General features: G+C 54.6%; 16 protein-coding genes and 1 tRNA gene. 9 read left to right on the forward strand and 8 right to left on the reverse strand.

Annotation, left to right across the window (positions count from 1 at the left end):
* Positions 1 to 253: 253 nt before the first annotated feature.
* From Mal52_RS14145 to Mal52_RS14160, 4 genes are all read left to right on the forward strand, one after another.
* Complete coding sequence (locus tag Mal52_RS14145) at positions 254 to 1,096, forward strand: dimethylarginine dimethylaminohydrolase family protein (protein WP_231962663.1); 843 nt, start codon at positions 254 to 256, stop codon at positions 1,094 to 1,096.
* 351 nt (positions 1,097 to 1,447) lie between these two features.
* Positions 1,448 to 1,804 carry an STAS domain-containing protein gene (locus Mal52_RS14150; protein ID WP_197532591.1) on the forward strand — a complete coding sequence of 119 codons (357 nt, stop codon included), beginning with the start codon at positions 1,448 to 1,450 and terminating at the stop codon, positions 1,802 to 1,804.
* Between the two features lie 140 nt (positions 1,805 to 1,944).
* Positions 1,945 to 2,394: an ATP-binding protein gene (locus tag Mal52_RS14155; RefSeq protein WP_231962153.1), complete on the forward strand. Its 450-nt coding sequence runs from the start codon at positions 1,945 to 1,947 to the stop codon at positions 2,392 to 2,394.
* A 202-nt stretch (positions 2,395 to 2,596) separates the two neighbouring features.
* A tRNA-Asn gene (locus tag Mal52_RS14160) sits at positions 2,597 to 2,669 on the forward strand.
* Between the two features lie 486 nt (positions 2,670 to 3,155).
* Here the strand turns inward: Mal52_RS14160 and Mal52_RS14165 are convergent.
* From Mal52_RS14165 to Mal52_RS14200, 8 genes are all read right to left on the reverse strand, one after another.
* Positions 3,156 to 6,617, reverse strand: a complete 3,462-nt coding sequence (locus tag Mal52_RS14165) for an efflux RND transporter permease subunit (protein WP_145376853.1) — start codon at positions 6,615 to 6,617, stop codon at positions 3,156 to 3,158.
* Between the two features lie 3 nt (positions 6,618 to 6,620).
* On the reverse strand, positions 6,621 to 8,780 hold the full coding sequence (locus Mal52_RS14170) for an efflux RND transporter periplasmic adaptor subunit (RefSeq protein WP_145376854.1): 2,160 nt from the start codon (positions 8,778 to 8,780) through the stop codon (positions 6,621 to 6,623).
* Between the two features lie 856 nt (positions 8,781 to 9,636).
* The gene (locus Mal52_RS14175) at positions 9,637 to 11,127 is read right to left on the reverse strand and encodes a copper oxidase (RefSeq protein WP_145376855.1); all 1,491 of its coding nucleotides are present in this window, start codon (positions 11,125 to 11,127) and stop codon (positions 9,637 to 9,639) included.
* Positions 11,128 to 11,209: 82 nt separating this feature from the next.
* On the reverse strand, positions 11,210 to 12,757 hold the full coding sequence (locus Mal52_RS14180; protein WP_197534913.1) for a TolC family protein: 1,548 nt from the start codon (positions 12,755 to 12,757) through the stop codon (positions 11,210 to 11,212).
* A gap of 685 nt (positions 12,758 to 13,442) precedes the next feature.
* Positions 13,443 to 14,789, reverse strand: coding sequence for a TolC family protein (locus tag Mal52_RS14185; RefSeq protein WP_197534914.1), 1,347 nt, complete (start codon positions 14,787 to 14,789; stop codon positions 13,443 to 13,445).
* A gap of 853 nt (positions 14,790 to 15,642) precedes the next feature.
* On the reverse strand, positions 15,643 to 15,924 hold the full coding sequence (locus tag Mal52_RS14190; RefSeq protein ID WP_197534915.1) for a hypothetical protein: 282 nt from the start codon (positions 15,922 to 15,924) through the stop codon (positions 15,643 to 15,645).
* A 107-nt stretch (positions 15,925 to 16,031) separates the two neighbouring features.
* Entirely contained in the window at positions 16,032 to 17,588 is a 1,557-nt protein-coding gene (locus Mal52_RS14195) for a recombinase family protein (protein ID WP_145376858.1), read from the reverse strand.
* A complete protein-coding gene (locus Mal52_RS14200; RefSeq protein ID WP_145376859.1) occupies positions 17,585 to 18,085 on the reverse strand; it encodes a DUF2924 domain-containing protein in 501 nt (166 codons plus the stop codon). Before Mal52_RS14200 ends, Mal52_RS14195 begins: the two co-directional genes overlap by 4 nt.
* Before the next feature lie 404 nt (positions 18,086 to 18,489).
* Here Mal52_RS14200 and Mal52_RS14205 point away from each other — a divergent pair, with 404 nt between their 5' ends.
* The 5 genes from Mal52_RS14205 to Mal52_RS14225 all read left to right on the forward strand — a co-directional run bounded on the left by Mal52_RS14205 (position 18,490) and on the right by Mal52_RS14225 (position 23,962).
* Complete coding sequence (locus Mal52_RS14205) at positions 18,490 to 19,866, forward strand: hypothetical protein (RefSeq protein ID WP_145376860.1); 1,377 nt, start codon at positions 18,490 to 18,492, stop codon at positions 19,864 to 19,866.
* 235 nt (positions 19,867 to 20,101) lie between these two features.
* The gene (locus Mal52_RS14210) at positions 20,102 to 20,665 is read left to right on the forward strand and encodes an RNA polymerase sigma factor (protein ID WP_145376861.1); all 564 of its coding nucleotides are present in this window, start codon (positions 20,102 to 20,104) and stop codon (positions 20,663 to 20,665) included.
* Between the two features lie 109 nt (positions 20,666 to 20,774).
* A complete protein-coding gene (locus tag Mal52_RS14215; RefSeq protein ID WP_145376862.1) occupies positions 20,775 to 21,080 on the forward strand; it encodes a hypothetical protein in 306 nt (101 codons plus the stop codon).
* A 12-nt stretch (positions 21,081 to 21,092) separates the two neighbouring features.
* Positions 21,093 to 22,178 (forward strand): hypothetical protein, encoded by a 1,086-nt coding sequence (locus Mal52_RS14220; RefSeq protein ID WP_145376863.1) that lies wholly within the window; start codon positions 21,093 to 21,095, stop codon positions 22,176 to 22,178.
* Positions 22,175 to 23,962, forward strand: coding sequence for an IclR family transcriptional regulator (locus Mal52_RS14225; RefSeq protein ID WP_145376864.1), 1,788 nt, complete (start codon positions 22,175 to 22,177; stop codon positions 23,960 to 23,962). Before Mal52_RS14220 ends, Mal52_RS14225 begins: the two co-directional genes overlap by 4 nt.
* The last annotated feature ends 107 nt before the right edge of the window (positions 23,963 to 24,069 follow it).

Here is a 24,069-nt window from a genome sequence, read left to right on the forward strand (position 1 = left end):
ATGAGTTTCTTCAGATTGATCGACCGGGCTGCGCCGTGTCGTATGATTAAGATTATGACACGCAGCACAACTGGCGTCCATCGCTCGGCGTGTACACAGATCGATTTCGGCAGGGCTGAACATGCGGACTGCATGCTGGGTGTGCCTGGATCTGCCCTCCCTCTTGCACAACACCCGGCAGACATGATTCAATTCCGCTGGATGCTTTGGATGTATTACTGTCATTCCTTATTTCCTCAGGAACGGATTCTTCGTGAGCCAATTCACTGCCCCCACCATTTTGATGTGCCCGCCGGACTTCTACGGGATCGAATACGAGATTAATCCTTGGATGAGCCGCAGTCGTGCCAGTGATTCCAAGCTGGCGCAGCAGCAGTGGCATGCGCTGCGTGATCTGTTGGAGAACGTGGGTGCCGAAATCCGTCTGATGCCCCCCGCGCGGGGCTTGCCCGATTTGGTCTTCACGGCCAATGCGGGGTTGGTCTGGAACAATACCGTTTTCCTCTCGAAATTTCGCCACGAAGCGCGGCAAGGGGAAACACCATTGGACGAGGCTTGGTTTCAATCTATCGGCTTCGAGACGGTCTCGATGACCGGGGAGTGGTCATTTGAAGGGGCCGGTGACGCACTTTTTTGTGGGCAAACATTGTTTGCCGGATATCTCATCCGGAGTGATGCTGCGGCGATGCAATGGTTGGCGAGCCAGATTGGTTGCCGCGTGATACCGCTGCAATTGGTGGACGAGCACTATTATCACCTCGATACCTGTTTTTGTCCGCTCAGCGCCGACGAAGCCATCTATTATCCACCAGCATTTGATGAATACGCTCAGGCGGCAATCTCAGCACATGTCGAGAACTTGATTCCGGTCAGCGAGTCCGAAGCGGCACGATTTGCGTGCAATGCCGTGGTCATCGGTCGCAAAGTGGTTTTGAACACCGGTTGTCCAGAATTAGAGCGAGAATTGCAGGACCGGGGTTATGAGCCGCATCACACAGAACTGGGCGAATTCATCAAGGCCGGAGGCAGCGCCAAGTGCCTCACTCTCCGCCTGGATGGCGAAGACGCAGCAATTTGGCCTGGTGTGGAGGAGTGAAAGGAAGCTGGCCTTGGTCTCGGGTAATTTTTGGAGTGGGATGTGGAAAAGCGAGAATTCTCCAGTCGTTACGACGCGCAGATTTCGACGTGGGAATTGAGGTGGAATGCGAAAAACGCTTGACAGGTGAATCGAGAACCGGGATGATCGAGTAGAACTGATCGACCGGTTCCTTTTGCAAGACGCCCCAGGAGCGCGGTTTTCGTGAATCGGGGCGCTTATGTTTTGTGGCTGGGACCGATGATTTGTGTTGCCTCGGAGGTATCGGGGGCGAAGTTGTGTGATACTTTCCGTTGCAGCCAAAATGGCGTTCTCCGGGCGTTTTTAATGAATTCATGAGGAATGATGCAGATGGCAACTGGACAACGTAGAATCGTCGTCGAAGAAATCGGCGAGGTCACCGTCGCGAGCTTCACAGACAAGAAGATTCTCGACGAGGCCAATATCCAGGTGATCGGCGATCAATTGTTCAATTTGGTCGACGATGACGGGCGATCACGCATCGTGCTCGACTTCACCAACGTCGAATACCTCTCAAGTGCTGCGTTGGGGAAATTGATTACCTTGGACAAGAAGGTCAAAGCAGCCCGCGGCCATTTGCGACTTTGCTGCATCCGACCGGAAATTCTGGAAGTCTTCGAGATTACGCGTCTCAACAAACTGTTTGATATTCGCGATACGCAGGATGACGCGTTAGCGGGATTATAACGGCACCTAGCATGCCGGTTTCCCATTCTCACCGGGGGCTGCTTTCAGGGAAAAACTGCGTTTGACCCCATCTTAAGCATCCTGTTACACTGTCGCGACTGTGCCGATGTCGGCAATTTCACCTGAGCATCTCCTAGACCATGTCCTCCACAAACGACATGTCGCGTGCCGAAGAATTTTTGTTCAATATTCCCAGTGAGACTGCCGCTGGATTGAAGGTTCAAGAAACCATCATCCAGAAGTTGCAGGAGCGCGGATTCTCTGAACGTGACATCTTTGGCGTCCGATTGGCGTTGGAAGAAGCATTGGTCAACGCCATCAAACACGGCAATCGCTCGGATCTCTCAAAACAGGTCCGCGTCGAAGGCTGGGTCGACTCGTCGATGCTCCGCGTAGAAATCGAAGACGAAGGCCCAGGTTTTCAGGTGAACGACGTGCCTGATCCAACAGCAGACGAAAACCTAGAACGCCCCAGCGGCCGTGGTATCATGCTGATGCAGGCGTTTATGAGCAAGATTGAATACAACGAACAAGGCAATTGTGTGATCCTAGAAAAGGCCCGAGAAGCAGCCGCTGGCGACCCCGCTTAAGCAGCGCCGCTATCGACCAGCACTGCAAACAGGCTGCTGACTTCGAGCCACGAAGCGTCTCAAATCCCCCGCCCAGACATCGAACGGGCAGATTTGAACGAAATCCCACAAAATCACTCGCACCACACTTGATTCCCGCGATAAGATTCACTACCAGTATGATCTAAATTAAGTCTTGGCAACACACGCGGTTGCCAGATACTCCCCGATAGCTCAATCGGTAGAGCGAGCGGCTGTTAACCGCTAGGTTCTAGGTTCAAGTCCTAGTCGGGGAGCTAATATTTCGGAAGCGAACTTTCGCTCCCGTTTGGTTTACACGAAACGCCGAGCGCGAGAGTGCCCGGCGTTTTTTCGTGGGCGTGGTGAAACTCGCGTAATTATGGGCGTTTACGGCAACGCCACGCCAGTCGCCGCCTTGCTCTACCAACTCTCTGGTTCGAAGCCGAGACACGGGGTGCCGTGCCGAAATGTCATTTTTCGCCACGGGTGCTCGGTCCGAACGGCAACGAACTCTCTTTGTCTCTGGTTAATAGGGGCTGTAGGTTAACGGGACTTTTCGGTACGGGGGGCCGTGGGAGAAGGGTTCAAGTTTTGGTCAACCAAAATTGGTCAATTCTAGAAAGTGCTAGTATCTTGGAAATTCATTGAACCTCAGCTTGTCAACAAGTTGAAGGCAAATGCTTTTTGTCTACACGGCACTAAAGGATCGACTCAGAAATATCGACAAGCACGTCAGAGCCAGATCCTTCGCACGTTTCACCTCAACTCTCTTTACCCTTCCAGTGCGGGTCATCCATGCCGAGATTCAATTTCAACTCTTTGATGGCAGAAAAGACCACGGGAACGACGAATAGAGTTAGCAGTTCGACGGTCATGCCACCGATCACCGGCCAGGCCATGGCTTTGGCAACGTCTGATCCTCGGCCTGTGGAAAGAACTACTGGTAGCAATGCGATGATGGTGGTGAATGTGGTCATCAGACAAGGGCGAATTCGTCTTAATCCGGCTTCGACTGCGGCTTCTCGGATGTCTTGAACCGTGGAGAGCCGTTTTCGGGTGAAGACTTGATCGAGATAGGTGGCCATTACGACGCCGTCATCGACGGCGATTCCGAACAGGGCAATGAATCCAACCCAGACCGCCGTGTTGATTTCGATTGAGTTAAACGCCAAAAAGATCATTCCGCCTGCAAACGCAACGGGTATCCCAGAAAAGACAGCCAGGGCAATTGGGATTTGGCGGAATTGCAAATAGATGATGAACAAGTTGGTCAGAATCACCAACGGCACGACCCACAGCAGTCGGTTGTTGGCTTCGATTTGGTTTTGAAATGATCCCACCGCCTTCAATGCGTATCCGGCAGGCAAAGTCAATGTTTCGTCTTGCTGGGCAGCAAGCAGTTGAGACTCGACAGCGTTGACTGTCTCCAGATCCCCAACCATGTCCGATGGTGAGAATGAGACGTGGGCGACGAGACGGGCATCTTCGCTATTGATCACGCCCGGTCCCCACGTTGTTTTCATCTCCGTGAGCATCGAGAGCGGGATGACTTCCCCGGAATTTGTGACGACCGGCAAGCGGTTCAAACCATCGATTTGCTCTCGCAGATTTCGTTCGTAGCGAATCCGAATAGGGTATCGTTCTCGGCCTTCCACAGTCTTGGTAATGTTTGAACCGCCGAGTGCCGTTTCGATCACCTCATTTACCATCGACGTAGACATGCCATATCGTGCGGCTGTTTCTCGATTGACTTTGAATTCCACATAGGGCTTTCCCAACACAATGTCTGGATTGACGGTGGCAGCGTTCACCTGGGGGATTGTTTTCAGTAAATCGGAGACGGCAATTGATGCTTTTGCCAAGCCATCTAAGCTATCGCCATAGATGCGAATGGCCATTGAGGCTTTGATGCCACTTTGCAACATGACAACTCGCCCTTCAATGGGTTGAAGGGGGGAAGCAGGCGTGACTCCCGGCAGTGTGGCGATGGCGTTGATTTGATCCCAGATGTCCTTCGATTTCACACCGTCTCGCCATTCACTCTCCGGTTTGAGCATCACATAAGTCTCGATCATGGCCGCAGGAGCCGGGTCGAGAGCCGACTCAATGCGACCGATCTTGCCTAGCACATTTTTGACTTCAGGGATTTCTCTGATCAACGTGTCTTGGGTTTGCAACACTTCCATGGCTTGAGAAAAACTCGCTGCGGGGTAGAGCGTCGGCATGTAAAACCAACTCCCTTCATCGAGAGCGATCCAGGCATCCGACTCCAATCCGGTGAAGATGTGCTTTGCCTTCGCATACCCGGGGACATCGTTGAGTCTCGTTCCAATAGCGCTGGAGAAATCTTCAAAGGGTTTCAAGATCGTTGGTAGGCCCAACCACGCTCCCAGACCGAGCACGACTAGCAGAGTCGGCAAACAGAAGAACAATCCTTTTCGAGCCAAAAAGAATCGTAAAGTCGGTTCGTACAAAAAGTGGATCAATCGGCTGACTGGGTTCTTCTCGACGGGGCGGAGTCGCTCGCCCAACATCCATAAACATCCAAGCGTAGCGATAACGAACGTCAACAATGCGAGTAGAAAAACATTCATCGAAAGTAGATCAGCCAACCGGGAACCCGCAGTTGCTGCGAATAGTCCACTGATCAATCCGCAGCCTAAGGAGAAAACTATGCGGTTGCGCAGCTTTATCCGGTTTGACGTGAGAAATAATCGGCAGAGCAGCGGAACAATTGTGACGGCCACAATCAAGGCCGCGACGATAGAGAAGGTTTTGGTCCAAGCTAATGGGGCGAACAGTTTGTAGTCCCGTCCGGTTAGCATGAAGACTGGGAGAAAACTGACAACAGTTGTGGCAACCGCTGTGACAACGGCGGGGGCCACCTCGGTGGCGGCTTGGTTGATGACATCAATCCGTTGTGTTTCGCCTCCCGGTTGCCCAGCCGCTTCCCATTCAGCGAGTTGGTCATAAATTGTTTCCGAGACCACGATTCCCATATCGACCATCGTCCCGATGGCAATGGCAATCCCGGCCAGCGACATGATATTGGCGTCGATGCCAAACAGACTCATGGCTGCAAATGCCATGAGCACGGCAATCGGCAACGTGACTGCCACGACGATGCTGGCTCGTAGGTGTAGCAGGAACAAGAGGATGACGACTGCTGTGATGATCACTTCTTCCGTCAGCGCCGTCGTCAATGTGGCAATCGTCTCGTCGATCAATCCGGTGCGATCGTAAATAATGCGAACCTTGACCCCTTTAAGGCTCGGTTCGATCTGTTCTATCTTTGCTTTGACTCGATCAATCACCGCCCGTGGATTTTCACCAAACCGCATGACGACCACACCGCCTACGGCTTCGCTGCCATTGAGGTCGATGGCTCCTCGGCGAAATTCCGGTCCCAATTGAACATTGCCCAAATCCCGTATGCGAAGCGGCACACCGCCACGGGTGCGGACAACCGTCTCTTCGATGTCGGCGATGGCCTGAGATGTATCCTGTTCGGCTCCGATGAACCCCCGTCCTCGAATGATAAACTCCATGCCACCCGATTCGACCGTCTTGGCTCCCACGTCGATGTTGGACTTGCGAATAGCCTGGATTAGTTGGTCGAGAGGAATTTCATGGAATCGGAGTTTGTTCGGATCGACTTCGATTTGGTATTGCCGCACATACCCGCCGACGCTGGCGACCTCGCTGACGCCGGGGACCGCTTGCAACTCGTATTTCACGACAAAATCTTGCAAGCTGCGCAGGTCCGCCAAGTTCATCGCCGACGACGGTTCTAATACGTAATAGAGCACCTGTCCCAACCCTGTCGCATCCGGTCCCAAAGTTGGAACGACTCCTTCAGGAAGCACGGCAGCCGCTGTGCCAAGCTGTTCGGCAACACGAGAGCGTGCCCAATAGAAATCCGTGCTGTCCTTGAAGGTGACCTGTACGAAGCTATAACCGAACAGGCTTTTGCCACGCACTGATTGAGCCTCGGGGACAGCGAGCATGGAAACCGAAAGCGGATAGGTCACCTGATCTTCGACATCCTTCGGGGACCGACCCGGCCAAGCCGTGAAGACGATGACTTGGTTCTCCCCCACGTTGGGGATGGCATCGATGGGAATGTGTTGTGCACTATACCAACCCGCACCAATGACCACGGCAGCAAGGACAGCCATGATCAAAGGTTCTCGCACACAAAACGCAATGAGAACACGAAGCATGAGTTATTCTCCTTCGTGCTTGTGAGTGGTGTGATTTGGATTGTCTCCTGCCGCTTTGTCGTCCGACGCTTCTGTTGCATCTGCAGCAATCGTATGCACCAGTTCGCCGCAAGTGAGCATCTGACTGCCGAAGTAGGGATTGATCAGCTTGTCATCAGCTTGAAGCCAATCCCCAGCCCCACCAGGCACCATCGGGCAGAAAAAGTGACGGAAAGGTTCTGTGGATTTGGCTCCCCGGTAGGTTGTGGCTAATGTGACCATCACAGCGCTGATTGCTTTGAATTTCTTCCGACCCTTCTCAAGTGAGAGGTGATGCAGATGTTCAGAGTCGGCTGCCACTTCCTGTAATTGCTTCCGGGCAGGCTTAGAAATTTCTTCGGCCTCAGCAACTTCTGCTGCCAGTTGATGAAGTTGCGTAGCAAGCTCTGCGGACGGCTGATTATCATTAGCGAAGGATTTCTGGATGGCAAAATAGGCTCGATAAAGCTGTTCGAGCTTGTCCCCCATCTCGTCGGGAATTCGTTGAACATGAATGGATGCAAACGAAAGCGGATGATTATCGGATTGCTCAGTTCCTTTCTTTGGCGTATACCGAGTCGGATCGATCAGGCTCGGTTTCCCCGCAAGTTGCATCTGTGAGTCGATGAGGAAATTCCCTGAAGTGGCGACCTGTTCACCGACCTCTACACCGGAAAGTATCACTGCTTTGTCTCTCAGGATCGGGCCCAAAGCAACTTTACGAAGCTCAAAGCGTCCCGGTTCGGTCTCGATGTAAACCACACTGTGTTCCCCTGCCATCAAAACCGCTGAACGGGGAACATACAGTGAATCAGGCTGCGTGACAGGCGCATCCGTATACCCAAAGCGGGATGTGGGGACAAGTTTCATTCCGCAGATAGGACAGTCCCCAGGCTGATCCCGAATCACCTGCGGATGCATGGGGCTGATCCATTTCCCAGCCAATTCTGAGTCATAAATCTCGCCTTGCGGTCCAATGGGGATCGTGATGACGGCCCGTGCGTAGTCCCCCGGACGCAGCCGACCCTCGTCATTCTTGAATTCGACCCGCACCCCGACGGTGCGTTTAGCGACATTCACCGTCGGATCAATGAACGCCACACGTCCTTCGAGTTTTTGACCGGGAAGCGATTGCAACTCGGCCTGCACACGCTGTCCAAATCGAATGCGGCTTGCGTCTTCTGGATAAAGTTCCAACATCAACCACACCGTCGTCAAATTAGCGATCCGGTAAATCGGTTCTCCGGCCTTAATATACTTGCCTTCCTCGGCCAGTTTTTGCGTAACCGTTCCACCAATAGGAGCATAAATCGTAAGCCGGGATTGCGGTTTTCCGCTCGTCTCCAGTTGCTTGACCTGTTCTTCCGTCATGCCCAGTTCAATGAGCTTTTGCCGAGAATTCTCCACAAGTTTTTCTTGCACTTGTCGAACCGAAGCCAGTGCGCCTCCGGTCATTTTTTCAAGGGCCTTTCCTGACTCGACATACTCGACTTGAGCGGCGAACAGTTGCGGGCTGTAGAGCACTGCCAGGTGGTCTCCTTGATTGACCTCTACACCGGTATAGTCGGCAAACAGGCGTTCCAAGCGACCATCGATGTATGCGGCGATGGTCGCTTGTCGACTTTCGTCGATCTGAATGGCTCCAATGGTTTCGATCGACGTACTAACCGGTTCCTGTTTGACTTCCGCCGTTTGAATATTCGCCAATCGTCGCTGAGCGGGGTCGATGTTGACGGCAAATTCATCAATGTTGGCCCCAACAGCGGCAGCCTTTACCAGTTCCATACCACAGATCGGGCAGCGTCCCGGTACTGGTTGTCGGATTTGGGGGTGCATTGGGCATGTGAATACCTGCTCACCATCGCTTGCTTGTGAAAGGCCAGCAGATCCACCGTCTGGCTGGAGCCATCCGGCCTTTTGGGCCAAGCCAATTACAAAAATGAGCAGGACTCCTGCTACAAAAAACAGCCCCACCGGTAGCAATCTCATGACCCACCAATAGAATGGTCGTGAATGCAGCGGAGCCAAGTGGGGGTGATCTGAAGCGGAAGCTTTACTGGGGGGCGTAACAGCCATCAATCTTAACCTCGCCAACGGAAGAGGGAATCGAGGTTCTGGGAAAGAGAGCGGCTGGCCAAAGACCATGCACTTGCGTTTGGACCGTGCCTGTGCACAATCCCGACCAACCGCTCAACGAATCACGGTTGCGGACAAGCACGGTGGTCAATGCGCAAACTGCCATGTCATTTTTTACAAAGCAGCAGCGGCAGAACAGAAGACCCACGCCCATCCGCAATCTCAACTGTGCGGACGTTAGGTCAGCCAGATGCAATAGACCTTTTGCGCAAAGGCCGTATTGCTAGCTAGCGGAGGTGGGAGTTCACCGAAGTGATGGGCGCTCGCCGACAGAAACGGCGAATTGGACCAAACATCGGCTAGCGAAGCCCACTGTAGATTCTCGATTTGAGTTAACCGAGCCTCGTGTTGGGGCAGAGCAGGTTGCCGGTGGCTCATACGGCAACGACACGAAGCGTTTTCCCCTTCGGGACTTGTTCGTGTGGAAGCCTGATGGCAACAAGTAGCAGGGGGCACGGTCGCATGCCGTGGGTGTTCGAGACCCGATTGGTTTCGTGAAGTACAGCAGCAAGCCGTATTCGAGGTCGTCCTTTGAATTGCGTCGCCCGTATCGCAGACGCAGCCGAACGCTGATGCCGATGAGACCGTTTGCAGCAAAATCATTGCTGTTGTGGTCAACACCGTTATTGTTCGACAAAATAATCGCACTTGGAAACCTCGGTCAAAATGAGTTCGACTGGTGGTAAGTCTAATCAGCATTCCCGAAGTTGGCTAGGCGAAATGGTATTATCAGATGGTCTAGGAGGCACGGCTACACCCGAACCCGGAAAATCTTGTCTTGCTGTCCGGAGAATCTGGGCGATCATGTCGTCAATGCACTGGTCGCATCCGAGTTCAAAAGTCAACAAGTTGCGGTGAAATCTAGCTACTCATGGCTTCCATGCGTTTCTGACTGAGGTGAAGGCTGATAGGTTTCCGGATCGCCGAAGCGGCGGACGATTTCATCGAAGATTTCGCCTTTTGGGATATCCTCGTCCGTTTCCATGACACGATGGTATAAGTCGGCCGGCAATACCCGCATGGCCGTCATTAAGCCGGCCATCGACATGGGGACAGGCGCACGCATCCCCTTCATTTCTCGTGCGGCCCATATGGTTTTCATCGACTCCATCGACATGTGCATCCCTTGCATTTTCTGCGGGTAACCTGGTGGTTCTTCACCGAGAGCCGTCTTCGAGACGACCGCTTGCGGGACGGAATCGAGATTTGCCAAATAACGATCCACGGAGGCCCCTTTACGAATTCGGGGGCCGACCTGTTCAACCATGTGGTTCATCATGTGATGCACCATATGGCAGTGAAACATCCAGTCGCCGGGATTATTAGCGATGAATTCGAAATCGGAGGCCTGAGCCACGGCGATTAGCTCGGTGTTACGCGGAATCCAAGCCGACTTGGGAGCCCGCGCCCCTTCGTGACCGGTCAGCCAAAACGTGTGCCCGTGCATATGGATCGGATGATGCTGCATGGGACTGAAATTGAGCAACCGCACACGGACACGTTCGCCGTGCTTGCATACCAGCGGCGGAAAGTAAGGTCCGCTGCGGCCATTGATCGTGTGCCAGTTCCAATCCATCTTCATCGAATCAGCGACCGTTTGGTTCGGTGCAATGAAGAAATTTTGAAACAGCAAACCAAAGTCGCGATCAACGGGCGGGTCGTAGGTCTTGCGGGGATGGACAATCACCCAGCCTACCATGCCGAATGCTTCCTGCATTGCGACGTGTGTATGGTAAAAATAAGTCCCCTCCTCGTGGACGTCGAATTCGTAAACAAACTGCTTGCCAGGGGGAATAGGATTTTGCGTCATCGTATCGGCACCGTCATATTGCACCGGCATTTCGAAGCCGTGCAAATGCACCGTTACAATTTCCGGTAATTCGTTCGTGACGATGATGCGAATGCGATCGCCCTGGTTGATTTCGATGGTGGGGCCCGGCATCGAACCGTTGAAACCCCAGACATTCATCCAATAGCCCGGCAGAAACTCCCGCTGTACCGGTTGCGGCACGAGGTGAAATTCCTTCACGCCATTTTTCATTACATACGGCAACTTGGGGATCTGCGGAGCGTCAAACGGCGCGGGACCTTCGTCCAGCGTGCGAAATCCAGGGACTTGCTTCCCGAGATAGTAGGGGCTTTCCGGATCGTTGCCCCGACTAGGTTTGTATCGGGAAAATCCGTCATACTCCGCTTGGACGTGCGCTGGGTGCGAAGGTGCGGAATCGGTTGGCGGAGTTGACGGCGGTCCTTCCAGCGACTCCGCAGCGGAAGCACCAACGCCAGTTGCCAAAATCCCCGCGGCAGTGAGCGAACCGGTTTTCAAGAATTGGCGACGATTGTTTTCGGCGGACATAGTCTTGCCAACTTTAAATAGAAATCGAATGATCAAGAAACTTGAAATACGTCATTCACAACGGAATGTATTTCACTTTAACTTAGCGTGGCTTGGCAACCGAATCGATGTGACCGGGGGGAATCGGCGTCGGGGGAGTTTGCAGTCCGCCATGCAGCAAATACCCAATGATCAACACCTCCGATTCACGCCAAGCGGTGAGGTGTTGGACGTACTGCGACTTCAATTTGAAGTATTCCTCTTGCGTTTTCAGGACTTCCGGCCACGCGATTCGGTCCTCGTCGTAGCTGCGGAGTTGCAATTCATAGGCGGCGGCGGCTTCAGGCACTATGATCTCTGCGTAGTTCGTCGCATGCTGCAGTGCGTTCAGATAGTCGCGATAAGTATGCGCCAAGTCCTGCTGGAGCAACAGTTCCACCCTACGGACTTCTCCTTGTTGCCGGGAATAATCAGCTTCCGCTTGGCGAATCGTTCCCTGATTCCAGTCGAAAATTGGTACGTCGATCCCGATTCGGGCGGTCGCGACAGTATCGGGACTCTCATAATTATGTCCAACGCCCCCTTCGAACACGATATCAGGAATTGGTTGAACGGTTTCGCGGCGTACGGTTATACGATCAGATTCAAGCTTCTGCCGGGCAGCTTGGATTTGCGGCGACTCTGTCAGCAAACGCAGCCGAACCTCTTGATAGTCAATCGGAGTTAAGTCGCCTTCGATGCCAGTCGCCATCGGCGTCAACGGCAGGTTGGTCCCCACCAGCGCCGCTAACGTCTCAAAAGACTGATGATAATCATTCTCGCGCTGCAACAATACCAGTCGCGATTGTTGCAACGATACATTCGCCATGTGGACATCCACGCGCGAGGCTTGGCCAACGTTATACTGTTCGCGGGTTGTGAGCACTTTGTCTTCCGCAATTTTCAGCAGTTCGCGGTGGATCTGGACCAATTCATAGTTTCCACGCGTGCGGAAGTAGTGGGAACGGACGTCATTGAGCACCCGGTATTGCTGTTGCAAGGCATGCCATTCCGCTGCCCGTGTCATTGCCAAATACTTCGCGCGGCTTAAGTCAAGTTTGCGACCGGTCACAATCCGTTGCTGAACCGTGCCACCCACAAATTCTCCCGCCGTGCCTGCGACGCCGATCTGCTCTTGTACGTAACTCAGTCGCGGGTTCGGCCACAGACCGGCCTGGATGGCCTTGCCCAGTTCTCCTTGTATCTGTGCTTGCGCCTGCAGCAGTGTCGGGTTGTTCTGGCAAGCCAACGCTTCTAGCAAGTCTAGCGTCAACGGTTCGCCGACAGCATCCAGATCCTTATTGATCTTGATGGCTTCCGGGGCGTCGGGTGTTGCCGGCGGAGGAAGAAACGTGCTTCCCGCCAGCTTTTCGGCCGGTGTGGGCGTGGAAGTTTGCCCAGCTGACTCTTGGCCAGAGACGCGCAGAACATGCGTCACGTCATCAGCCAATAGTTCGTCCGCGAGTGTGGTTTCCTCGCCCTGTTGAACGACACTGACAGTCGGCTCAATGTGAGCATCCGAGCGACGCGCTGTTGTCTCCGCGCTCGCGCAGCCGATGATCATGAGCATCAGAGCAAGCATACACGATGGTTTTAATATTTCTGCGTCCATACCGCAAAATTCCTTTTCCGCGGGTTGCTTCGCTTGTTCGTGGACCGATCAGGACCGCTTATCGTCTGCCCCGGATGATCCATGTTCGCGAGAAGCGAATGGCGTGGTCCCCACAGCATCCGTTGGGGCAGTCATTCATTTTGTTAAAACAATTGTCGCTGTGCGCATCCGTACCGTAATACAGAAAGCCGCCACCATGACAACAATGCGGCGGACAAGGTCGCGGCCCACTACACCGCAGGCAATCCAAGGGAGGCAAGGCTTTGCGCGTCGTTCCGCCAATGGCAAAGGGAGAGTTGACGGCCATCGAATGAGTGTAAGGCCCGGAAGAATACATTTCAGCAGCCTGGCACAGTCCTGGCGCACAGAGGCATAATGTAATCGATAGCAGCGCAGTATTTTTGGAAATCATTTGAGACAAGCCTCTTTAAAATTTTTGCGACGATAGAATACGAATCGCCAATTTCAATTCATCACGAACTCTAATCGGCGTTGCACCCATAATGCCTTCGCTCGACGGCCAGGTGTGATATGCACGCCATTGAACGATTTCATCCAACCCTCGCGTCATTGCTCAGCATTAGTCAGACAGGCCATGTAGCTCGCACCTTATAAGCCTCGAATTTGTTGAGTTCGACCTTGAGTCAGTCTCAAAAGGCAAACCATATCTATTAATTTGAAAAGGTCATTCCGATGGCGATGGAGGAACTACAGCAACCGTAATCGGAAGATCTTGTCCGGCCGCCCGGCGAATTTGGGCAACCGAGATGGCCAGATCACCGATCGCCTGGTGGTATCCGAGTTCTAACGTGAGCAGGTTGCGGTAATCTTGCACTACGCGATCAAACTCAACGGTTCCGTTGGAATAGGATTCTTGATCGGTCTGGAGTGTTTGACGGGCCTGGGGCAAAATCGTTTCTTGATAGAGCACAGCTGTTTCGTCGGCTCTGCGAGCTTCGGTCAGCAAATCCACGATCAAGGCGTCATAGCGGTCAAATAACGCCTGCAGCGAATCGTGCGACGCAAAGTGCTTCCAGGTCGCCTCATCTTGCAGGGAGCTGTATTTCTCGTTGTTGATGGGAATGCTCATGTGCACACCCAAAGACCACGGATTTTCACCAACATTGACAAACGGTGAGATCGGGCGATTATCGTCGGTCGGGAAATAATTGGCCGACAATGTCACCGAAGGGCGACGACTCAAGCGGGCGACCTCAATACCCCAGCGAGTCGCCTGCGTTCGCAGTTGTGCTGCCTGGAAATCGGGTTGCGACTCCAGGGCAACTTGATAGAGCTCGCCGGCCGTCCATTGCGGGGATTGAACGGGGATGGTCTCGGGAACGGAAATTCGCGTCTCCGCCTCCTGGGTCACTAAACGATTCACTTCCGCTTCGACGGCTGTCCGCTGCCGATGATAGGTCAAGAGTCGTTCTTCCAAGCGACTTAATTCCAAAGTGCCCAGTAGCACGTCTCCCTGTGACGCGGTTCCTGTGGCCACCTTAGCATTGGCGATATCGATCAGCGATTCCAGCAGTTGTTGGTTGGCATTCGTTGTTTCAATCTGCTTGTCGATGACATAGAGCCGATACCATCCGGTCCGAACACCGGCAAGCACTCTCAATCGTTCGGCCCGATAGTCCGCACTAATCGCCATCGCTTCAAAACAAGCGCGTTGCTCCTCAGCAGAAAGTTTGCTGAGCCAAGGGATCGTCTGGTTGACGGTGATGTTTGCCCGCTGCGAACCGGCAGCCGTTTCAATTGGTTCTATGAATACGTTTGCCCCGACATTCGGATCGGGAAGTTCATCGACATATCGTGAGCGGGACGAGGCCGCTAAATACTCACGATACAAACGGACCAAGTTCGGATTCTGATTGAGCGCCGTCTGTTCCAACTCTTCCAACGAAGAAATCTGGAATGGCTGAAGCGGGGATTCAAAGACACTTTCGGTCTCTATCCCAAGCTGGGCATCGTCAAACGAGGCCTGCAGGACCTCATCGTCGTTGCTCAAATTCTCAGACGCAGGCTTCACGGTAGCGGCGCCTGCAACCGAATCCAGTTTAGGGGAGCGATTCGCGGCGCAGCCTGCTGCACTGAGAATTGAGAGAACGTAAGCGAACCTGATCAGATTCGACCGGGGATGAATCATCGTCCTTGACCTTCACCATACATGCCGTAGCGGGCCCATCTGAAAACTCCTTGCCCAGGGAGCTATCGCGACAGGAGTCAAAAAAAAACGGCACGGTCCAAAAAGGACATCGTCGATAGCGAACGCCTAGCTGTCGGTATCACAACTATTATAGCGGGTTTTCATATCGGCCGGTTGCGAATATGTCGGTCATGCGGGTTGTTTCGCGAATCGACAATGTGGCAACAGTTGTGAGATGCTGGGGGGAGTGGCTAGGAGTGAGGCGAGTACGCCGCCGTTCCTTGTACTTCGTAGGGAAGCCTCGGCGACGCTGGCGGCGATTCTCGTAGTACGCTTGGCCGTGATGGCATAAGGCCGAGCGGTTAAAATATATTGAAGGAGTAAAGTCGAATGGCGTAAGCAGGTTCAATTGAATCGGGTTTTTTCAAACTGACTACGAGACGATTGTTCCCGATATCATTCTGAAGCACAATTCATCGAAGTCAGGTGCTTAGCGCGGCCGAAAAGCGCAAGCTTTGAAAACACGAGTAACGGGAAATTCGGGCGGCGCGTTCGTACTATCGTATTAGTCCGCCGAGCCGTTAGGAGCGAACGGTCTAATTGAGCATATCGTGTTGTTCTCTGGCGGTGCGAGGACAATCAATACGGCAGGTTTAGCAACGCTGGAGAGTGACTAACTCATCTCGTCAATCAATGTGCTATTATTCTGTAATATTTGTTTGCGGTAGAAGACGCCCTACACCGCGATTTTCTTCCACTTCCGCCGCTGTTTACGCCAATCGGCTACCGCCACGATCGCCCGCAGGTCGCGCTCGGTCAGCGTGTCCTTTCCCTGCTCCACCGGCGGCAGGAACAGCAACTCCTCCTGGATGTCTGGTGCCAGATTGAGCAAATTCATGATCTGCGTGACTCGTGCCCGGCTGACATGCCCAAGCGTCGCCAGTTCCGCCTGGTTGGCCACGACGCCGTCGTTGAGAAGACCTTCGAAGCGAACGGCCAGGGCCATTAACTTGGCCACACGGGGCAAACGTCGCGGAGCTGGGGGTGGCTCTACGCCCGTGCGCAATTGCTTTTTGCTCCTCTGCCCACGTCCGAAATGGACTTTCGATTTGATCGTGACTCCGCTCATACCGCGACCTCCTCAAATTCAAGTTCCTCGGCCACCGCGTTGAAGCCAGTCGGGCGGAACGTGACCGAAACGGTCCCCGCGTCGCCGTCGTAGTCTACCCGCTCAATGAGCAGTTCCAGGACGCGTGCCTGTTCCCTTAGGCTGAGCGCTTCCCACACCGCCTCGAACTGCTGCAGCGAATCAGCCACGTCCCGTTCGGTGACCGCTTCGCGGCGTAATCTGTCAGACTCGACACGGATTTCGGTTAGACGTTGTTCGGCAGTCCGCATGCGATCCAACAAGTCGACCTGCCGGTCGGTGCTACGAGAATTATCCGGCGCCGTGACGAGGGAACGCATCTCAGCATTGGCATTTTTCAGGTCCTGCTCGATACCGGTTCGTTCGGTTTCCAGTTTGTCGAGCGATGCTTGCACCTGTTCGCGGAGTTGGTCGAGCGTGGCGGCGATGAGATCGGGCTCGTTCGCGACCTGCCGTACTTGGTCAATGACGAAACGCTCGATTTCGCCGGCGGGAATCGACTTCGACGGGCAATTGTCCCAGCCCCGTTTCTGGGCATTTCCGCAGACATAGTAGCGATAGCGTTTTTTGCCGCCTTTGGTCGTGTGCGAAGGGATCATCCGGCAACCGCACGGCACACAATGCACTAGGCCTTTTAGCAACGATCCAAATTGATTGCGCACGTGTTTGCCGCCCGTGCGGTGGTTCAACCGCAATAGACGCTGGACTTGCTCGAACACTTCAGTATCGATGATCCCCTCATGCTCCCCTTCGTAGATTTCGTCCTTGTAGCGGACCTTGCCAATGTAGGCGACGTTCGTCAGCAGACTATGTAGTGTGTTCTTGTTGAAGGCCCGTCCACCACGTTGCTTGCCCTTCTTGGTCGTCCATTGCTTGGTGGACCACTGGTGGCGATCCAATTCGGCGATGGTGGCGAGGAGCGATTGCTGTTCGAGGTAGGATTCGAAGATCGTGCGGACGCGGGCCGCTTCTCGATGATTGACCACTAATCTGGAAACGCTGCGATCGATGTCGTAGCCGAGGATTGGCGCGCCGCCAACGTATTTCCCTTTACGGCGTGCTGCGGCCATTTTATCGCGCGTCCGTTCGCCGATGATCTCGCGTTCAAATTGCGCGAAGGACAATAGGATGTTGAGCGTTAAACGGCCCATGGAACTGGTCGTATTGAATTGTTGCGTCACCGAGACAAACGAAACGCCATGTTTGTCGAACGTTTCCATGATGCGGGAGAAATCAAGCAGGCTCCGGCTGAGACGGTCGACCTTATAGACGACGACACAATCGACCTGCCCGTTTTCAATATCGTCCATTAGTCGACGCAAGGCTGGCCGTTCGACGTTCCCGCCTGTGAACCCGCCATCGTCATACCGGGTTGGCAGGCACTCCCAGCCTTCGCCTTTCTGGCTCGCAATGAGCGCCTCGGCAGATTCCCGCTGCGCGTCCAGCGAATTGAAATCCTGGTCGAGACCCTCTTCGGTCGATTTTCTGCTGTATATGGCACAGCGGATTGTGCCATTGCGTTCCGAATTCTTCATTTGCGGGCCCCCGTTCCGTTCAGACGGAAGAACAGAAACCCATTCGTGTGCGAGCCGGTGATCGCCTTGGCGACCGCGGAAAGGGAGGCATAGATTTCGCCCTCGAAGTCGAAGCCCGTCGGGAGTACGGTGACCTGCACGGTCGCTCCCTTGTATTCGCGAGTCAGAATCGTGCCCGGCATGGGGATGCGTTTGTCGTGCGTCGTCGTGATCTTGCCATGGACTTTGCGGCCACGAACTGTGGGTGCCGGTTTCGTCCTCGGCGGCGCTTTCATCCGCAGGTCCGCGTCGTTGGCAATTTCCAACGCCCGCCGACGTGCTCGTTCGGACAGATCCCCTTCCACATTGGCCTGCAACCGCCAAGCGATCCGCTTGATCAACCATTGTTTGTGATTGGAGCGGCATTCCTCCTGGAATACGTCTTCGTAGCGTTCCCGCAATTCCCGGACAGTCATCTGCTGCAATTTGGAAACTTCCTTGCCGATATTCAACGCCATCCCGTTATCTCCTTCTCTCAAGTAGTTCAGCCGCCCGTTGCGACTCTCGAAACCGTTAACCCGTGGTCACCACTGAGCCTCGTTTCGCCGGGATGTGCAAGGCATGTTGCGACGGTTTCGACAGATTCTGGTTTCGGCAATGCTGGACTGGCTCGGAGGCGCAGAATTGCGGTAGCGAACATTCGGGCTAATTCACGTTCGCGGTTTTCGGCTGGCATCTCTCTTGGGTCGATATTTGTTGGCACAGAAATCTCACTTTCAATAGGCAAGCGATGTTCAACTACATAGAAATTACTCCCGTAAATGCGATACTGGCGGGTTAACAACAAGATATTTGTTTACGCATAGCGGATCGGCAAGCATCAACTGCCGTCGAATTCGCATGCGTGGTTGGGAGGATGACGATGAGCGATGAGACTCCACCGCTGTTGGAGGAGGACTATGATGCGGCGCGCGAGGTGGCCAATAAAACCGCCGCAGCGCTGGAGAAGGAACCTACCGCGAAACTTATCGAGCTGTTCGCGAAGGAACGGGCGCGGCTAGGGGCGTACCAGTTTGATTTGGTGAATGGTCTTAAACCACCTCGCCACGTGTATGACCAACTCGTGCTTGAGATTCGATTAGGTACGCTCGATAAGGACGAATTTGACTCCCGAATTAGGGACGCCGAGTCTTTGCCGCTTAGCTTGGAGATGGTTGCCGCGTATTTCGACGAGCTCGACGCAAAAGTCTCTTGGTACAGTCGGCTTCTGCAGTTGGCTCATGAGCCGACTGCGGACGGGAACGAACATGATCGGCAATTGCGAGCGGATCGGTTCACCTTTGAGATTGGCCGAAAAGTGAGCCTTCCGGGACGGCAAATCCAGTTGGTCCACGAACTGGTCGAGGAGTTACGGATCGAACAACGTTTGGGGCTGGCCCAGCTTGGAATTCACACAGCACCCTCAGCCAGCGGCCTCGTTCTCAACGTTACGAACCTCGCGGCGAATTCCTGGCGAGCCCATGCAGAAATTGCTCGCCGCAGTCAAACGAGTCACAAATACGCGTACGCCATAACTGCGTCAGAGTTGTTCGTGAGCCAGACGATTCCAGATCTACCACGGCCCGGAGATCTCCAAGCACTTCTGCATCAGGAATTAGCACTGTCGCGAAGTAAAATGAAGAATCAGGATAGCACCGGCAACAAGAGAGTGGAGATTATTAACAATGTAAGCGTCGAGCCGCATTTTCACGTTTCAAACGGGATTAATGTTGAGCTTGAAGCGACTGCGGAAGTGGATTCCTCGCCAGAGAAAACGGGTGGCAAGAAACCTCAGACGGTAAATGAGCAGCGACCACGTTCGACTAGCCCACCGAAACTGAAGAATTGGGCGGTGGGAATTGAGCACGGCAATCGCTGGTGGCTATTTCACAGAAAGAACGGGGGCTGGCAGCAGCGCGGGCTTGTCGCTATTCCGGGCGGCAACGCCGCGGCATTGATGGAACAATTGGCTGAGGGGGGAGGCGCGATGTCCAAAGCTGAGGCCAGACAGCGAATTCGTCCAAATTATGTCGGCGAGGACCGTGACAAATTGTCCAGGGCTATTACCGAAGCCCTGAAGAAAGCTCGACAGGCGATTCGAAAGGCAATTGCGAAGTCAGCCCAATGCGAATATCAAGAGGTCTCCAGTCCAATACCGCATGATCATTCAGGGTGGCGGGCCGTGATCGAAATTGGATTCGCAACACTTGATGTCGATCGGAATACGCTAATCTTCCAGCTCAAAGAGGACATGCATTGAGAACCTGCGAGCCACCTGGTTTGAGCCAGGTGGCTCGACACGGTCCATGTGGCTCGACTGCCTCGATTTTCCAGAAAATCTTCAAGTCGTAAGGTTAAGGCTATTTGAGAGTTGCGGTCCGACTGAAGAAACGACAGTCCAAAACCCCCGGGCGAGCCACCTTCGAGCCACCCACTTCCAGGCGAAGCGGCTGTGCGACAGCCGCGCGTTACGCACGCGAAGCCTGGAGTATGTCATGGACGTCCCCTATCCTCCGCCAAATCGGGGGAAAACTGTATCTCCACCGGGAGTGGATCTCGATTTCGAATTTGAACGCGGATTTGCACGCCAGCTCATTCACAACGCAGTGGCGCGCGCGGCCTACCGACTCGATTTGGAGGCGACGGCCCGCGAAGATCTTGCACAGGCGATTGCTTACGAGTTGATTCGGCGTTCGCGCTGGTTTGATGCCGGTCGTGGTTCTTGGCGCGCCTTCTGCGTGACTATTGTCACGCGTTGTTTAAAGTCGGAAATCGATAAGTACTGCCGAAAAGCGCGCACATCTCCGGTCAGCTCGGTCGAGAGCGACGAGGAATTATCGAGTTGTCGATCGTTCGTCGACTTGCTCGATCTGCAGTTCGATGTACACGATTTGCTCGACCGGCTGCCTCTCGAGGAGCGGCGACTCGTGGAACCACTGCTGGATGTGTCTGTGGCAGAGGCGGCGCGTCAACTTGATCTACCGCGCAGTACCTATCGGGATCGGCTGCGAAAGATCCGGAGTCAGCGGGCTGATCCGTCGCTGCGAGAATATCTCTAGATAAGAAACCCGCGCGAAGTTTTCCGCCAGTTTGCTGCGAGCGTGGGTAATTTAACTACAGGGGCGCATATCCCGGTTCCTCTCTTCAGTTTCAATCAGTGAGAATCCAATGTCAGCGAATAAACACCGTTTTGAGTTCAATGCCGCGACTGACATGGCGGATGTGGATGCCGCCCTGTTACTTGCGTTGTGGGGGGCCGAAAGCCTCCATGGTGAATCCAACGTCCGAATCGACGCGCAATACTTTTTGGACGAAGGGCGTCGCCTCTGCATAATCGACACCTCGAATTCCGCCGGACGTGACTTCAGTCGGCTATTTCACGGGTATTTATGCCGTGAACTCGGAAAAGATGCATTCACCGTATCACGGGTGGAAAACGCCGACCCAGCACCGCAATTTGCGGCTTCCGTCTGATCGGGGGGCGATGTGGCTGATCATCGCGACAACTGGATGCGTGTTTCGCACGGTGATCCCTGCCCCGTTTGCGGCAAACCGGACAACTGTTCGGTTTCCAATGACCGGAAAGTGGTGTGGTGCGGCCGCGTTTCCGACGGCGCCTTGCGGACCAATGCCGGTGGGCAATATCTACACCGCTTGGATGACGATCCGTATGACCGGAATCCGCCACCTCCGGTGCGTATACGGCCATCGACTCGTTCGACTTCGCCGACACAAGACTGGCCCGCGCTGGCGGAGCGGTTTGCCAATGGTGCTGAAGAACATCGTCAGCGGTTGGCCGGCGAATTGGGCGTTTCCGCTACGGCACTTGCTGCCCTCGGCGTCGGTTGGAACGTTGAACGTTTCTGTTGGACTTTCCCTGAACGGGATGCGAGCGGTCAAATTATTGGGATCGCCACGCGGCGACGGGACGGCTCGAAAATCCGCATGAAAGGCGGGCGTACGGGGCTGACGTACGCGGCCGACTGGGATGCGGGTGACGGTCCGATTCTGTTGGTGGAAGGCGGAAGCGACACTGCATCGCTCTTGACGATTGGCCTTAGCACCGTGGGTCGGCCGTCCAATTGTGGTGGTGTGGATCATCTGGCTGGCATGTTGTCCGAGGTTGATCACAACCGTGAGATCATTGTCATCGGAGAACGGGACGAGAAACCAGATGGCAAATGGCCGGGCCGCGACGGAGCGGTTCGCACTGCCAAACGTCTCGCCGAAGAACTCGAACGGCCAATCGCCTGGGCGCTGCCGCCCGATAACGCCAAAGACGCCCGTGGTTGGCTCAATGTGATGCCGGAACTTCCCACCGATCGATTGGCGGACCTATTCGTTTCCGGTTTGGAGACGACTGTCATCAGTCCACCAATCGTCATCCGGCCGCCGAAACCGACCGGACCTACGGTGGCGGTCGACGATTGGCGCGGTCAGATGCTGCAAGTCCGAATCCGCTCGCTCGATTGTCCGGGCGTGTACATTGACGCCAGTACAACCGGAGCGGGAAAGTCTCACGTCGATCTGGCCGTCATTCTCTGGGCGTTGCGACGGAGGAACGCCGTATGAGGTCGCTACTTATTTATCCAACCCACGAAAATTGTGACGAGGTGCGTGAGCAACACGAGGGAAACGGCATCATTGCCGCCTGCTATCCATCACGTATTACTGAGGACACGGGCGAGCGCCCACAGAATTGCTGGAACGACAACGCCAACATTGCCGAGGGGATGGGCCTATCGGTCGTCAAGGCCGTCTGCCCGGCATGCGAGTTTCGCAAAAAATGCCGCGAGTCGGGTTATTTGGGCCAGTTATCTACGGTGGCAGATGCCCACGTGGCAATTGCGACGCACAAGCGAGCCGAATACACCGGCCTCGCGGAATTATCGCAAAGCCGTGAGTACCTTTCGATTCATGAAGATGCAATCAGCTTGCTGAGGCCGCCGGCCGAGATCAGTCTCAGTGACATCATTCAGGCACGGCTGTTGGTTCAAGACTACATACTCAATGATCCGGCATCCCTCAATTGGTTTGGCGATGCGACCCGTGTCGACGACGAGGGCAATCGGTACCAGGATGAGGAACTGGCCATCCGCCGGGAACGCCAATACGTGTTTTTTCGGCTGATGTCAGGTCTTTTAGAGCATTTATTCCGGGCTATTGAAGCTGCCGACCAGACGGATGAATGGTCGCCTCCGGAGACAGCCAGAGTTCCCGCCGGTTTTGAGCGCACTCTTTTCTTTAGCATCCGCCGCGCGAAAATCGATTTCCAGGATCAGCCATGGCGGTTCTTGCTGACGGCCGCTGCGGGCAAACTCCATTTGGCGGCAATCATTGTTGAGCGGCGATTTCACAAGGGGGGCGGACAGGGGAATGCGTATCTGAAGAAGTCGGTCGTCGGCGTGATCGATAATCCGCCGCCGATAAATTGCGTGGTATGGATCAATGACGCTACGGCCGACACCGAACATGTCGAAGCGATCGTTGGCCACACGGTTCACCAAGCCACACCGGACGGACGCATCGAGCTCCGCAAGAAGGCGGTGCAAATCCCGCGCGACATTACCCGGCGGACCTCCGCCAAGACCGTTCGCGGCCTGATTCGCGGAGTGATGGCCGACCGACCGCAGTTCCGCCGCATTGGCATCATTGGCCACAGTACACACATGTCGGTCCTGAAGAAGTTGGGGGCCGGTTTCGATGAGCGGATTGTCAAAACCAGTTATTTCGGCAGCGGCGAGGAAAGATCCTCAAACGACTGGCACCACAAGTGTGATCTGATCATCGTTGCCGGCACGCCGCGGATTCCGCCTGCAGCGATTGCCAAACATCTCGTGCAAATCGGCGAAATGAGCGCCGCAACCTGCGAACCGGAATGGGGTGTTATCTACTGGCACGGCGAGACCGAGTCGCATGAACCCACGAAAGTGAATTCGCGCGGCTACAAGAATGAGGCGTGGCGACGCGCCCACCAAGATCTCGTCCGCGCTCAGATCGTGCAGGCCACCGGTCGGGGCCGCGGCATCCTGGAGACCGGGTGCGAAGTCCTCGTCCTCTCCGATGAGGAGTGTGGTCTGCCCCTTTCGGATTCCGGAGTCGAAATCCTCAACGATGCCAGTGTTGCGATATTGAACGCGCTCAGTGAATTAACGACGGAAAATCCTAATAAGTATATATTAGGAAAACCCGTCGTTAGCACCGGTCAGCTTGCCAAGACGACAAGCCTGTCCCGTTCGCGCTGCCGGGATTTGCTTCGTGACCTCGAACGCCGCGGGCTCGTTCAAAAGATTGGCGAACGCTCCGGTTGGCGTCTTGTGTTGAGTTCCGCCGAGGAGGCAGCGCCATGTGCTTAAACCCGTCGGTGAACTCGCATTCCGCAAATGCCGTTGTTCGGTTGGCTACTACCCATCGGCTCCTGGCGGGCCGGGGCTCGAAAGGCCATAGGTACTTCCGGGCCATC

Origin of the sequence: Symmachiella dynata (assembly GCF_007747995.1) — a bacterium.
Lineage (GTDB): Bacteria > Planctomycetota > Planctomycetia > Planctomycetales > Planctomycetaceae > Symmachiella > Symmachiella dynata.